General features: G+C 41.5%; 14 protein-coding genes and 1 riboswitch. Of the genes, 10 read left to right on the forward strand and 4 right to left on the reverse strand.

Translation table 11 applies throughout. The features are described from left to right. Positions 1-410: 410 nt before the first annotated feature. From ACWQAU_RS02985 to ACWQAU_RS03005, 5 genes are all read left to right on the forward strand, one after another. Positions 411-1,622, forward strand: coding sequence for an FtsW/RodA/SpoVE family cell cycle protein (locus ACWQAU_RS02985; protein ID WP_003644508.1), 1,212 nt, complete (start codon positions 411-413; stop codon positions 1,620-1,622). A 214-nt stretch (positions 1,623-1,836) separates the two neighbouring features. After that, positions 1,837-2,000: riboswitch (M-box (ykoK) riboswitch) on the forward strand. 100 nt (positions 2,001-2,100) lie between these two features. Further along, on the forward strand, positions 2,101-3,843 hold the full coding sequence (locus ACWQAU_RS02990) for an ABC transporter permease subunit (protein ID WP_079111800.1): 1,743 nt from the start codon (positions 2,101-2,103) through the stop codon (positions 3,841-3,843). Between the two features lie 18 nt (positions 3,844-3,861). Next, on the forward strand, positions 3,862-4,653 hold the full coding sequence (locus ACWQAU_RS02995) for an ABC transporter ATP-binding protein (protein WP_003645638.1): 792 nt from the start codon (positions 3,862-3,864) through the stop codon (positions 4,651-4,653). Between the two features lie 4 nt (positions 4,654-4,657). Then, positions 4,658-5,818 carry an LCP family protein gene (locus ACWQAU_RS03000; protein WP_033098963.1) on the forward strand — a complete coding sequence of 387 codons (1,161 nt, stop codon included), beginning with the start codon at positions 4,658-4,660 and terminating at the stop codon, positions 5,816-5,818. A gap of 151 nt (positions 5,819-5,969) precedes the next feature. After that, entirely contained in the window at positions 5,970-6,542 is a 573-nt protein-coding gene (locus ACWQAU_RS03005) for a helix-turn-helix domain containing protein (RefSeq protein WP_003645636.1), read from the forward strand. A gap of 751 nt (positions 6,543-7,293) precedes the next feature. On the opposite strand, the gene ACWQAU_RS03010 is transcribed toward ACWQAU_RS03005, so the two are convergent. Continuing rightward, positions 7,294-8,235 (reverse strand): glycosyltransferase family 2 protein, encoded by a 942-nt coding sequence (locus ACWQAU_RS03010; RefSeq protein WP_003640752.1) that lies wholly within the window; start codon positions 8,233-8,235, stop codon positions 7,294-7,296. A 445-nt stretch (positions 8,236-8,680) separates the two neighbouring features. Beyond that, positions 8,681-9,073, reverse strand: coding sequence for a hypothetical protein (locus ACWQAU_RS03015; RefSeq protein WP_003644503.1), 393 nt, complete (start codon positions 9,071-9,073; stop codon positions 8,681-8,683). Positions 9,074-9,236: 163 nt separating this feature from the next. Here ACWQAU_RS03015 and ACWQAU_RS03020 point away from each other — a divergent pair, with 163 nt between their 5' ends. Continuing rightward, positions 9,237-9,629 (forward strand): hypothetical protein, encoded by a 393-nt coding sequence (locus ACWQAU_RS03020; RefSeq protein ID WP_003640750.1) that lies wholly within the window; start codon positions 9,237-9,239, stop codon positions 9,627-9,629. 35 nt (positions 9,630-9,664) lie between these two features. After that, entirely contained in the window at positions 9,665-10,834 is a 1,170-nt protein-coding gene (locus ACWQAU_RS03025) for a hydroxymethylglutaryl-CoA synthase (protein ID WP_013355614.1), read from the forward strand. 49 nt (positions 10,835-10,883) lie between these two features. Here ACWQAU_RS03025 and ACWQAU_RS03030 read toward each other — a convergent pair whose 3' ends face one another. After that, on the reverse strand, positions 10,884-11,513 hold the full coding sequence (locus ACWQAU_RS03030; RefSeq protein WP_003645631.1) for a hypothetical protein: 630 nt from the start codon (positions 11,511-11,513) through the stop codon (positions 10,884-10,886). Between the two features lie 397 nt (positions 11,514-11,910). On the opposite strand from ACWQAU_RS03030, the gene ACWQAU_RS03035 reads away from it, so the two are divergent. Then, complete coding sequence (locus tag ACWQAU_RS03035) at positions 11,911-12,048, forward strand: DNA alkylation repair protein (RefSeq protein ID WP_228403051.1); 138 nt, start codon at positions 11,911-11,913, stop codon at positions 12,046-12,048. An 89-nt stretch (positions 12,049-12,137) separates the two neighbouring features. On the opposite strand, the gene lexA is transcribed toward ACWQAU_RS03035, so the two are convergent. Then, a complete protein-coding gene (gene lexA, locus ACWQAU_RS03040) occupies positions 12,138-12,770 on the reverse strand; it encodes a transcriptional repressor LexA (RefSeq protein WP_003640747.1) in 633 nt (210 codons plus the stop codon). Positions 12,771-12,921: 151 nt separating this feature from the next. On the opposite strand from lexA, the gene ACWQAU_RS03045 reads away from it, so the two are divergent. Next, positions 12,922-13,161 carry a DUF896 domain-containing protein gene (locus ACWQAU_RS03045; RefSeq protein ID WP_003644501.1) on the forward strand — a complete coding sequence of 80 codons (240 nt, stop codon included), beginning with the start codon at positions 12,922-12,924 and terminating at the stop codon, positions 13,159-13,161. A gap of 97 nt (positions 13,162-13,258) precedes the next feature. After that, entirely contained in the window at positions 13,259-13,495 is a 237-nt protein-coding gene (locus tag ACWQAU_RS03050; protein ID WP_003640745.1) for a YneF family protein, read from the forward strand. The last annotated feature ends 33 nt before the right edge of the window (positions 13,496-13,528 follow it).

The following is a 13,528-nucleotide window of genomic DNA, read 5'->3' on the forward strand; positions in this document are numbered from 1 at the left end:
GATTTGAACCTGCGCGCCGGTATTAGCCGGTTCGCCGGATTTCGAGTCCGGTGCATTACCACTCTGCCAACTCTCCATATGGTACTTAATAAGTATAGCATAATTTTCTGCTGGAATAAATATTTATTCAAAAGATTTAAAGGTAGCGTCAAATATTAGATTGACGCTAAGATTTTAAGACGATTAGTCAACAACGTGCAAAATATTAACCGTAATAATGATCAAATGTTGTATCAATTAATTTATCGTGGCTAGCAAGAGGCTTAGCCACGATTATTAAGATTTTAATGCAATATTTAGAATCCGGTTAAATCGATTAATTAAGCATAAAAAAGCCACTTAAAATATAAAATACTTGTATTTACCGCTATACTAAGCCCGGTATAAATTTTATTTATGGGGGGTAACAAATGAATAATAGAGAACTTGGTCGGTGGCAAGAGCATAAACATATTGGCGACTATGGCTGGGGGATTATATTATGTGTCATCATACTCTGTTGTATTGGTATGTGGGCTGTTTACTATGCTTGTCTGCATGATTTAAAAGTGATTGATCCTGTTCGGACGACAATGATGCAGTGTCTCTGGTACCTTGTGGGTGCATTGATAGCGACAACGATGCTTCACCTAAGTGAAAAACAATTGATGCAGTGGGCCCCGATTGGCTATTCAATTGGCATGCTGTTATTGATACTTTTATTGGTCTTCTATAGTCGAGAATATTATGTTCAAACAGGGGCTAAAAGTTGGTTTGCAATTGGTACACTGACTTTTCAACCAGTTGAAGTTATGAAACCGCTCTATATTTTAATGATGGGCCGGTTAATCGTTCAAGATCAACAGTGGGGACCCCACAATAATTTTAATGCGGATTGGCGGTTGACACGTCGCTTAGTTATTTACACTTTTCCAATTATTGTTGCGTTGAAAATCATCAATGATTTTGGAACGACGTTAGTTTTTCTGACAATTTTTATTGGTATGCTCATTGTTTCACCATGCCGGTTTAGTTTTTTGTGGCGTGTGTTATTGGTGGCCGGATCCATTGGGGTTGTTTTAATTTTGTTAGCGACATCGAGCACGGGCCAATCTCTGTTATCTCATATCGGATTTAAATTGTACCAGTTTGATCGCATCAATACGTGGCTTAACCCAAGCAATGGCGTCTCGGATCAAAGCTATCAATTGTGGCAAAGTATGCGAGCGGTTGGGGTGGGTGGATTAACTGGGAATGGTGTAACTCATAACGCTGTTTATGTGCCAGTTAGGGAATCAGATATGATTTTTTCGGTTGTTGGTGAGACAACTGGGTTCATTGGCTGTAGTGTCTTACTTATCGTTTACATGTACTTGTTTTATCTAATTTTTCGCTCAGCATTCGCTAGTCGACGCCGATTTTATGTCTATGTTTCCACTGGAGTAGCCGTAATGCTAGCTTTCCATATGTTTGAAAACATTGGCATGACGATTGGGCTGTTACCTTTAACGGGAATTCCGTTACCTTTTGTTAGTCAGGGAGGTTCGGCCATAATTGGCGATTTTATGGGGGTTGGCTTGGTTCTTGCGACACAGTATCCTAACGTGCGCTCCATTTTTTCGGTACCGAGAATTTTTCACTAAGTAACAGGATTTTTGTGGCAATTAAAGTCCAAATTTCAAGCTAGACAGTACGAGTAATTTGTTTAGAGATAAATAGTTAAGAAAAAGTTACGATTATAAAGGAAACCTAAAAAGTATAAATAATCACTTGTTAATGATTATCATTAGCTGGTTTCTATTGACGGTTAAAGATCTTGAAACTATGATAGCATTGTTGATTACATCAGCAATAAAAATCAGTTGCAATTAGGTGAGGTTACTTTAAGAATATAGGTTATCGCCCAGAAATGTCGAGAGACAGGAATGAGTAAAGCAGAATTTGCCGAATTAAGGCTCTTTCAAGATAACTAGACTAGTTCTTACGTCTTAAAGTGCTAAAACTCAATGAATGCGTCGATGCAAAAATCGTTATCCATTTTAGTTTTTTACCCCATTAGCTGCAATTTGCTAATGGGGTTTTATTTGCCTAAAAACAACTTGAACATGGAAAGGAGTCACCATGACAAGTTTAAAAAGAGGGATTAAAGTACGTTCTGTGGTGGGAACGATGATGTGGCTTGGACTAAGTATTGGAATATTGCTTATGATTGGCTGGTGCATTGCCAAGATGAACCTGCCGCTCAGTCGATTACCCACTCAGGGTTATTTAGATACTACGGGAGGTAAAGACTACTTAACAATGTCACATTTAGTAGCGGCTGCGTTACGAACAACAACGAGACTATTCATTGGAATGGGCTACTCAATATTGTTTTCTTTGATTTTTGGCATATTAGCAGCGCGCTATCGAAGTGCACGCTATGTTATTTTGCCGATTGTTAATTTATTGGAGTCAGTGCCGTTATTGGGATTTTTAACGTTTACAACTGCATGGTTCATGGGATTGTTTCCCAATAATGTGCTGGGTGTTGAGGCCGTTGCTATTTTCGGCGTTTTCACTGCACAGGCCTGGAATATTATGTTGGCTCTCTATCAGTCACTTCGGGTTACGCCCGAAGACTTGATGACAGTGGCTAAGCAATTTGGCTGTAATAGCTGGCAACGATTCTGGCGCTTAGAATTTCTTTATGCGACGCCAAGCATTCTATGGAATATTGTCATTTCTCAATCGGCCGCTTGGTTTGCCCTAGTCGCTTGTGAACAAGCGACGATCGTGGTTCCTAAAAATGAAACATTAGTGCTACCAGGAATTGGATCATACATCCAGATTGCGCTTGATACAGCTAATTTTGGTGCTGTTATTAATGCAGTGATTGCGCTAGTTATCTGTGTGTTATTGGTCAATGTGTTTATTTTTCAACCGCTGATTAAAGGAACGGCACATTATAAATACGGTACGAGTACCGATAGCCAACTACCACAGCAATCGCAAGTCTATGATTTGATGGTTATGGCTAAAGTGCCGCTGTTAGTTAAGCGATTACATCGTCATATCCGGTATTGGTGGTTATATGGTGCTCCAATGCAATGGCAAAAACTGGGCTTTTCACGGATTATACGAATATTAAAAAAATATACGGTATATTGGCGTATTGCATGGTGGCTAGTAATAGCTGTTGGTCTATATCGCTTGGGTGTATTACTAATAAAATATCTTGATTGGATTAATTTGAGTGTTTTGTTTAAATGGACCTTCCTAACAACTAGTCGTGTGTTGATAGCTGTTTTACTTTCGGCGCTTATTTTTATTCCACTTGCCGTATGGGTTGCTAGTAATGCGCGGCGGTTAAAACTGATTCAACCGGTTGGACAAGTTTTAGGATCAATTCCCGCGGATATTTATATTCCAATTGTTGCATTAATGATTACGTTGACAGGGACGACACAGCATTGGTGGGTCATTCCATTGATAATGACTGGAACTCAATGGTACTTTTTTTTCAACATTATCGCGGGGTATCTGGCAATTCCCAGTGATATCAAAGATGTTGTTAATATTTTTCACCTGTCAGGGTGGCGTTGGTGGACACACTTTTTAATTCCATCACTGTTTCCATCGTTCATTACCGCAATTATTAATGCTGCTGGGGCAGCCTGGAATGCTGATATTGCGGCTGAATTGATTAGCTGGGGTACCCACCAGTATGCGGTTACTGGACTTGGTGCTTACATTGCCCAAAATATCAATAATAAGCCTGCAGAAGCAACTGGAGTACTGATTATTTGTGTCATTGTTGGGTTATGCGTTGTGTTGATTTGGCAACCATTATATCGATTTGCTGAACGTCGCTTTCATTATTAATACGAGGAGGAGTTTAAGTTGAAAAAAGCAGTTTTATTAGATGTTGATCACGTTTCAAAGTCATTTATACTTTCAAAACAACGGCAGTCTGAACTGATTTTGGAAGCGGTTAGTTTGCAGGTTCAAACCCACCAGTTTATTAGTATTATTGGTTCGTCTGGTGTCGGAAAATCAACACTATTACGAATGATTGCGGGGATTATTCGGCCCAGCTATGGCGCCATTACTTTTGATGGTAATTTAGTCACGGCTCCTAATCGCCGTATGAGTATGGTATTTCAGAACTTTGCGCTATTTCCATGGTTGACAGTACGTCAAAATATCATGTTTGGCTTAGAAAGTCAGCTTAATTCTGACTGTCAATATGTTGACAATCAAATTGACAATTTAATTAATTTGATTGGTTTAAAAGGGTTGAAAAATGCGTACCCCTATGAACTATCTGGAGGGATGAAACAACGCGTTGGTTTTGCGCGTGCACTTGCTGTTGAGCCAGAACTGCTCCTTTTGGATGAACCGTTTTCAGCACTGGATGTTTTAACAGGGCAGCGGTTAGGGCAAGATTTGATCACATTATGGGAACGCAGGAAATTTAAAATGCAAGCGATTGTTTTGATAACGCACAATATTTCTGAAGCGGTTCGTCTTTCAGACGTCATTTATGTTCTAGGAGGGAAACCTGCACAAATTATGAACACTTATCAGATTAAGACGCCTAGAAATCAACGTACTGAGCAACAAATTTGGGCCAAGACAATGGCAATTACTGATCAGTTTAAGCGCGATATGAATGAAATGCGGGGGGACTGAGTTTATGAGAAGGCGGCAACTACCTAAATGGCAAAGAAAACGACTAATTGTACTAGTAACGAGTTGTATAACCTTTATGTTAGTAGCTTTCACAATTCAAGGTATTCGGTTATTTGACATGTTGCACTCGTTCCATGAGTCACGAGTTATTAAGTCGCATCATAATTTGACCCAGCAACCGGTCAGTACTTTTTTATTGATGGGGTTAGATAATAGTGGCAAGCGCAAATTATCGACAACGCGCACGGATGGAATGATGGTAGTCATTGTAAACCATAAAACTAAAACAATGACCTTATGTAGTTTATTACGGGATACTTTTGTTAAGATCCATTCGCAGCAATATCATGGTTATCAGCGCATTGAATCGGCGTATACCTATGGTGGTGATGCAGCGGCGATAGCGACCGTTGAACATTATTTGAATTTACCAATTGATTATTATCTAACTGTTAATTGGGATGGTTTTATTAGGGCAATCGATGATATTGGTCCCGTTGAAGTTAATGTTGATCGTGATTTTATCGGACAAGATTACTGGGGAAAACCAGAAAAATTTAAAGCAGGTTTGCAATCGATGTCTGGTGCACGTGCATTAGCCTATGCACGCGAAAGACATATTGACAACGATCAACACCGTGGTTTTCGGCAGCAAGCCGTCTTTTACGCAATGGTCAAGCGCTTGAATCAGGAAGGGCTTTCGTCTAAAGGGGCCAAAGTTGTCGGTGATTTGAAAGATCAAATGAGGACTAATTTGACGAATCACGATATGTTAACACTGTTTAAAAGTCGTAAAACTTTTAAGCGATATCGAGTAAAACGATTGACATTTCAGTGGCGAACGTTTGATGTTGCTGGCCGTAGTATGGTAGAGGTTTATCCGGACAGTCGCGTACAGGTGAGTCGGCAACTACAAGCCGCCGCTGGGCTACGGCCAGACTTGCCTTCGCAGACCTTTACAACCAATGGACATTATCGGTATGCCAGCGATGAAAGCGTTGAAAGTAAGGCTGATGAAGCTAAGGCTGATACGCATTATGGCCAATCGCATGTGTACGTAGGTCATGCTGGTAATACTACTATTGGTAAATTACCAGCAGCGGTGCCGTTGAAAAATGGTTTCCGAGTTTCAGATAGGACTGAAACGATGTACACGGTACATTAGATTCCGATAATCGTTAGCAAGTGGACACTATTCAGTAACCAAAACGAGCCAGACAGTTTTAAGTGCTATAGTCCCCTTAAGGTTGATAGATGAAATGATATACTTCATCTATCAATTTTAAGGAGATTTTATTATATCTAGAACCAATTTTATGGTCACAGAAAAATTAGCTATTATTCTGGGTCTTGAAAAAACTAACCTGACTAAATCAACGTGTTTTAAAGCGTGTGGTATCGCTCGAAGTACTTTCATCAGATGTCAAAATTTTTATATGCAGGATGGTCTGGAAGGATTAAAAGAACAGCACAATTGGATTCGATATATCTCAGAGATTAAGCGGCAGGCCATATCAGCGTACTTGAATGATGAAAGTAGTTTGTGGGATATTCAAATCAGATTTGGCCTTAGAAGTACTAGACGGCTGGAGGACCGGATCAGTGAATTGCTGGTCCACATTATGAGTAGAAAAATAACTTTTGAAGAACGCATTAGAATCGTTGAATACATTACGGTGAGTGAACATGCATATTCCCGAGCAGCGAAACATTACAATGTATCTTATCAGCAAATCCGTTTCTGGATGCTCAAAACCACCACCAATGGTTACATCGCACTTAAAGACCGGCTTGGATGGACGAAACCAATTGAAAAAATGACTGAGGTTGAACGACTAAGGCTCAAGAAACGTCAACTTAAGATTCAAATCAAGGAGCAGGAGGTTTGACTTCTTTTTAAAAAAGTCCAAAAAATACAGCACAAAGATTGAATGCACAACATAAATTAGCCTATCAAGGAATCAAAACCGTCGGCTCGGATATTCATGGTGTTCAGGACACCTTGTTTAGCAAGCCAGGTTTGTCGCGCTCAGTCTATAATAAGTGGCTTCATCATGAATCGATTGGTTTTGGGTTTTCAGTTAAACACTTGATATCTGTATCTGTACTCCATCTAAAATGTTAAAGTTGTATTAAGCGGCCTCAACGCATCAAACAAACTAAGTAAGAAATTAAATCAAGTAACTCAGTCTAACCAAGTAGGATTATCCGATTCCACCGAAGTCGTTTATGGGCTAATAACAAGCACAAAGCCCGATTTACGGCTTAAGTCCAGCCAACCAGCGAGGCGGTGGTTGGCGCCTTTACCCAGGCTTTTAAGAACGCTGGTGATGTCCAACTGATGGCTCATACTGATCGTGGGTTAACTTACACGTTTAAGACTTTTGATACTTTAATGAAATCATACGAATAGTACAAAGAAACGGCTCTACCGCATTTGAATACCGCGATGAAGCCGTTTGAAAAGTAATTAAAAATCATATTATTTCATTCATCAACTTGACAAGGACTGATGTCCCCAAAAGAGCTTTTAAATAATAATTTCATTCATAACCTTTAACTTCATCCAGATGCCGAAACGCACACGACCATACCAGTTTCCCGATATGGTCGTATGCGTCTCAGTTTAGGTTGAAAAGTTTACTTCTTTTCCTGCACGATGTAGTGGGGCCGGTGTTTTGATTCGATATAAATCTTACCAATGTAATTGCCGATAATCCCCAGACAGAACAGCTGAATGCCACCGATTAAGAGCATAATCGTGATGGTTGAGGCCCAACCACTGACACTGTTATCAAATAATATTTTACGAATAATAACGACAAATATACTGATAATGGAGATTAGTGAGAGCAAGCCGCCGGTGAAGGTCGCAATCTTCAGGGGTACATCTGAGAAGTCGACGATGGCATCCATTGAATAATTGAATAATTGCCAAATTGACCAGTGTGTCTCGCCAGCGGAACGGGGCTGATTTTCGAACTTCAAATAAGTTGTTCGGAAACCGACCCAGTTGAAGATGCCTTTTGAAAATCGGTTATATTCAGGCAATTCCAAAATAGCATCAACCATCTGACGTGTCATTAACCGGTAATCGCGGGCGTTTGGAATAATTTGTACTTTTGAAATTTTGTTGACAACTGAGTAAAACGAGCGTGATAAGAATGACCGGATCATTGGTTCACCAACGCGATTTTCCCGCATTGTACCGATACAGTCATAGTCACCGGTTTGAAGCATTGCCAGCATTTTAGGCAATAAAGTCGGTGGATCTTGTAGATCAACGTCCATGACGGCGACGTAATCGCCAATGGTGTGCTCCAAACCGGCTAATAAACCAGCCTCCTTACCAAAATTTCGCGAAAAGGAGACATAGTGGACAGTGTCAGGATGGGCGGCGTTTAAAGTTCGTAGTACGTTCAAAGTGTCGTCAGATGAGCCATCATTAACGAAAACATATTCAGTAGTGATATCCTTGAACGACTCTGGATTATCTGCCAAGACTTTTTCAACGGTGTTATAAAATATTTCAATCGTTGGTTCCTCGTTATAGCATGGAACAACAAGACTCATGGTTTTCATAATAATTGTATCCGACCTTTTTATAATTTTTAGATTGATCTATTAATTAGGGCTCCTACTGATTAATAAAGAAAGGAATTTTAAACCAGTATGAATATCATAGCTTGAATTAAGGTATAAAGCAATCAAATATCAAACCACAAAAATTGTAATGATGTCACGATAGCTTGTCAATTACACCACCAATCAATTATGTCGACAGCGATGCGCCATGTTATTTCAAACTTCACACCTGGCAGTGTTGAGTAGTTTGCAAAAAAACAACTCCAACTGGGCACAGTAGCATGGCCCGTTGAAGCTGTTGGAAAAGTGATTATTGTGATTTATCTTTTTGAGATTGGGCGATGGGTGTCAAGGTGGACTTAGAAATATTCACAACCGTCAAATTTATATTTTGACAACCGAAATGCCCAATTAGCGGATATGAATCTATAGCCGTAAACAGCTAATTATTTGCGAGCGAAACCCAATTAGTGGCCTGAATGGTATCAATTCGATAGACAGCAATGGTGACGTCTTTTAAGGATCCATAAAGTGTCCCTACAATTGTTAATGGTGAAACGGAATCGCCCACGCGTACTTGCCAGGTACACTTGTTGTGGAAGTTCGGCCGGTCGATACGCAGTTCAATATGTTGATTGCTCAGCGAATTGATAACGAGACGCGAGGGTGACAGGCTAATGATATCACCATCAATCGGGGCATTAATCACCGGACTGGTCGGTTGTATGGCTAATAGCCCGATTTGTTGGGGTGATGTGGCAGTGGGAATCACCGTATAAGTACCGGCGACGGGTGCCTGAAGACTATTTCGTTTTTGATGATGTGAGAACCACATGTTTACCGCGCTCCTTACTGGGTGCTTGTCTTAATCGCCTTATTTAATAACAGCATAAATTATGGAACCCGTCCCAGGTCAAGCAATTGCGGGCAGTATTTTTGTCGTGAAATGCTATAATAGTTAAGAAATCTTAGGATGGTTAACGAACGGGGTGGTCAAGATGGATTTTGTAGAATTGACACCGATCGCATTGGGGCATACACCGCTTGGCACACGCGGACCGAATCCCCATATTCATGATTGGCAACTCGATTGGCAAAAACTAAGTAGTTTGATTGCTGATAATCAAGACGTGATGATGCAGGTGGACGCCGGACTTGCTGAAGATTGGTTGAATACGCACGGCACCATTTGGGACAATGTACAAGGCTATCACCGCTACCCGAATGACAACCGGGCGTTTGATGACACCGTTTTTTGGGCGGCGTCTACTTGGGCGACACCGGCAATTGTTGTGACTTTTCATAATGAAATTAGTCGGGCTTTCAGCTGCTATCGGGTCGGAACTGACCCTGATTTTCATTACTTAGGGCCACGCGGACGTGCATATTAATCCCTTATTGTCATTAACAAATTGGAGGAAAAGACGTGAAAGTTGGAATCGACAAGTTGCATTTTGCAACTTCACATTTATACGTAGACATGGCGGAACTGGCGACAGCTCGCCAGGCAGAACCTGATAAGTATTTGATTGGTATTGGTCAGTCTAAAATGGCGGTGATTCCGCCGAGTCAGGATGTAGTGACGTTAGCTGCTAATGCTGCCGCACCGATGCTGACAGCGACTGACATTGCGGCTATTGATTTATTAGTCGTCGGTACCGAGTCGGGGATCGACAATTCCAAAGCGAGTGCGATTTACGTCGCTAAGTTGCTCGGTTTGAGTCAGCGGGTTCGAACAATTGAAATGAAAGAAGCCTGCTATGCGGCGACGGCTGGTGTCCAACTGGCCCAAGATCACGTGCGTGTTCATCCAGATAAAAAGGCGCTGGTCATTGGTAGTGACGTGGCACGCTACGGATTGAACACACCGGGCGAGCCAACTCAAGGTGGTGGGGCGGTTGCTATGTTAATTAGTGCGGATCCTAAAGTATTAGTACTGGGTACTGAGTCAAGTCTACTGAGCGAAGATGTGATGGACTTTTGGCGACCGTTGTATCATACAGAAGCCCTAGTTGACGGCAAATACTCGTCTAATATCTATATTGATTATTTTCAAGATGTGTTTAAGAATTACCTGCAAACGACTCAAACTAGTCCAGACGCACTGACGGCCTTGGTTTTTCATTTGCCATATACAAAGATGGGACTTAAAGCGCTTCGAAGCGTGTTACCATTAGTTGATGCCGAGAAACAAGCCCAGTGGTTGGCGCACTTCGAACATGCGCGTCAGCTAAATCGACAAGTTGGTAACTTGTATACTGGTTCACTCTATTTGAGCTTGTTATCGCAGTTACTGACTGATCCTCAGTTACAACCAGGGAATCGACTCGGATTATTCAGTTATGGCTCGGGTGCCGAGGGTGAATTTTATACCGGGGTTATTCAGCCGGATTATCAGACCGGTTTAGATCATGGCCTACCACAACGGTTGGCTCGTCGTCGCCGAGTTAGTGTGGCGGAGTATGAAGCCTTATTCAGTCATCAATTGCAATGGCGGGCCGATGATCAGTCGGTCAGCTATGCTGATGATCCCCATCGATTCGTATTGACCGGTCAAAAGAACGAACAACGTCAATATTTAGATCAACAAGTTTAAACAAAAAAGTCACTTGTTACTAGCAAATTTGCTAGACAAGTGACTTTTCCTATTTGAAGTTATTGGTCATAATTTGACCATCTTGGACACTCAACAGCGTCTTGTCAGTGGTATCTGGTTGTAGCAACTGAATCGTGTAACCAGCGGCAAGATTCTTTTGGAGCGATTTTGACAACGATTTAAAATTCGAAGTAATCGTGGTGATTGCTTTTTGGTTTTGAGATGGATATGATTTAATCGTCTTCAAAGATTTAACGTACTTTTTATTGGTTGGCGTAATCGTATATGTTTTCGTTGACTTGGTGAATGCAACGGTACCAATCGATTGATAGTTAGATTGTAATTGTTTAAGGATATTTTCTTCATTCAACTTAGTCGTTGCGGCCGCGCGTTTGGTGCTGGCTTCGTTAAAAACGACTTGTGAGGAACTCAAGCTCGTTGATTTGGACTTGCTGGTACTAGCGCTAGTACTCGTGCTAGATGATGCTTTGCGCGCCGATTGCTGTGACTGGTTGTATGGCCAGTAAGGCAATTTAACGACCGCGTAGATGGTGACCAGGGCGCTGAGGACCGTAATTAGTGTTAGAAATTTCCAACCACCACCGGTTTGACGTGCGTAAATCACGGAAAATAATGCTAATAGAAAAACAATCAAGCCCATAATGGCTAGGAACAACATGTAACCAACTCCCAATGTTTAAAATAGTATAATCATTATACCATTGAACTATTGGCTGTTCGTCACAGATTTGAAATATTTTGAAAAGAGATCCGACTAATAACCAATTTGACGCCAGCACTTTTTCTGTCGATACATCGGGAGAATCAGGCGCCGCTGATTCAATAGCAATGGTGCTACCACCAAATCACAGTAACGCCACAGTGGGATAGTGTTGATGCCTGGCGCAAGGTTCTTGCAGCGTATCTCTCAGCGCACGGTTGTTTACAACAAGCGGGTGGTATATTTACGAGCTACCGATAAATAGGTGCGACGAGTAGGTATCGCGCTTCGATTAGGCTTGAAAGAGGACGGATTGCCAATTTACAAACGGCGATACTAACGAATCGGGGTGATGATGACTTTTTTTATTCAGAAGGCAATCGGTTGGGCACTACGGGATTATGGCAAGGTGAATCCGGAATGGGGGCGTGCTTTTGTCGCAAATAACGTGCTCTCGTCCCTGGCACGGCGGGAAGGGTGTAAATATTTGTGAGTGGAATCTGTAGGCATGCCATCAACCTGCTCTAAAAACTGGCGAATAAAAAAGATGACAAATTGAATTGTCATCTTGTGGGTGATAGTTTACTGAAACAGCATGTCGCGATATAAACCGACAACTTTGCCTAATACAGAGACGTTGTTCAAGATAATTGGCGCCATCGTGTCGTTCTCAGGTTGTAGTCGGTAGTGATCGGCCTCTTTGAAGAATCGCTTGCAAGTCGCTTCATTTTCATCGGTCATGGCAATGATGATATCACCATTGTCAGCGGAACTTTGACGCCGAACAATGACTTGATCACCATTCATGATACCGATATTGATCATACTTTCGCCACGGATGGTGAGCATGAAAAGGTCGCCACCGAATGATTCAAGTTCCTTAGGAATTGGAAAATAATCCGTCGCTTCCTGTACGGCAAGAATTGGTTGGCCGGCGGTTACCGTTCCAAGTACCGGAATTTGATGTGGCGTAGTTTCGACGCCCAGTGCTTCGAAACCGGCTGGCGTTACCTCAATGGCACGTGGCTTAGTTGGGTCTTTTTGGATGTAACCTTTTTTTTCTAGCCGTGAAATGTGGCCGTGAACGGTCGAAGTCGAAGATAAGTCAACGGCTTCACCAATCTCACGAACGGTTGGCGGGTATCCTTTTTCATTGACACGTTCATAAATAAAGCGAAGAACGGCCATTTGTTTGCTTTCCGATGTTTTACTCATCTTGGCACCTCATTTTTTATTTTCATTATTGGTTAAACCAATTGTAGCATAGCGTTTCATAGCTTTCAAACAAATGTTCGGTTGACAAACACTATTAATTGATTTAGGGTCTAATTTCGTGTATATTTCAAGAGTGAAAGGGGCTGCTGATTTGATTTCAAAAGAATTGCTTGCTCGGATCAATGAGTTAGCTCATAAGGCGAAAGCCGAGGGGCTCACCGAGCTAGAAGAAGCCGAACGTCAAGAGTTGCGGCAAAAATACTTGAAGGAATTTCGCGCCGGTTTTCGGCAACAAGTTGAAATGCTTCAGGTTTATGATAAAGATGGTAAAGAGGTTACGCCAGAAAAGGTCCGTCAAGTGCAACGCGATCGCGGTCTTCGAGATGATTAACCGATTTCAGGAAAATTTGTCAACTGACAAATTTTCCTTTTCTTTTATTGTTAATTTGTGTAGACTAGTTTAATGAAGACTGTAATAAGGGAGGGGAATGACTGTGTCTACAGGAATTTGGATTTTAATCGTCGTTATCGGCGTATTGGTTGGGTTAACTGGTGGTTTCTTCGGTGCCCGGCACTATATGCAAAATTACTTGAAGCAAAATCCACCAATTAGTGAAGAGATGCTTCGTAGTATGATGATGCAAATGGGTCAACGCCCATCCGAAAAGAAGTTACATCAGATGTTGAATTCGATGAAAGCTGCATCTAAAAACGATAACAAGTAGTAAAAAGTGTCGGCTCGCTTTAAATTGCGATCA

Source organism: Lactiplantibacillus sp. 3062 (genome assembly GCF_055413545.1).

Bases quoted from the DNA above. Each gene is read 5' to 3' on its own strand.
- ACWQAU_RS02985 (WP_003644508.1), top strand. From the start codon at position 411: ATGAATAATAGAGAACTTGGTCGGTGGCAAGAGCATAAACATATTGGC.
- ACWQAU_RS02990 (WP_079111800.1), top strand. From the start codon at position 2,101: ATGACAAGTTTAAAAAGAGGGATTAAAGTACGTTCTGTGGTGGGAACG.
- ACWQAU_RS03000 (WP_033098963.1), top strand. From the start codon at position 4,658: ATGAGAAGGCGGCAACTACCTAAATGGCAAAGAAAACGACTAATTGTA.
- ACWQAU_RS03005 (WP_003645636.1), top strand. From the start codon at position 5,970: ATGGTCACAGAAAAATTAGCTATTATTCTGGGTCTTGAAAAAACTAAC.
- ACWQAU_RS03010 (WP_003640752.1), bottom strand. From the start codon at position 8,235: ATGAAAACCATGAGTCTTGTTGTTCCATGCTATAACGAGGAACCAACG.
- ACWQAU_RS03015 (WP_003644503.1), bottom strand. From the start codon at position 9,073: ATGTGGTTCTCACATCATCAAAAACGAAATAGTCTTCAGGCACCCGTC.
- ACWQAU_RS03020 (WP_003640750.1), top strand. From the start codon at position 9,237: ATGGATTTTGTAGAATTGACACCGATCGCATTGGGGCATACACCGCTT.
- ACWQAU_RS03030 (WP_003645631.1), bottom strand. From the start codon at position 11,513: ATGTTGTTCCTAGCCATTATGGGCTTGATTGTTTTTCTATTAGCATTA.
- ACWQAU_RS03035 (WP_228403051.1), top strand. From the start codon at position 11,911: ATGACTTTTTTTATTCAGAAGGCAATCGGTTGGGCACTACGGGATTAT.
- lexA (WP_003640747.1), bottom strand. From the start codon at position 12,770: ATGAGTAAAACATCGGAAAGCAAACAAATGGCCGTTCTTCGCTTTATT.
- ACWQAU_RS03050 (WP_003640745.1), top strand. From the start codon at position 13,259: ATGACTGTGTCTACAGGAATTTGGATTTTAATCGTCGTTATCGGCGTA.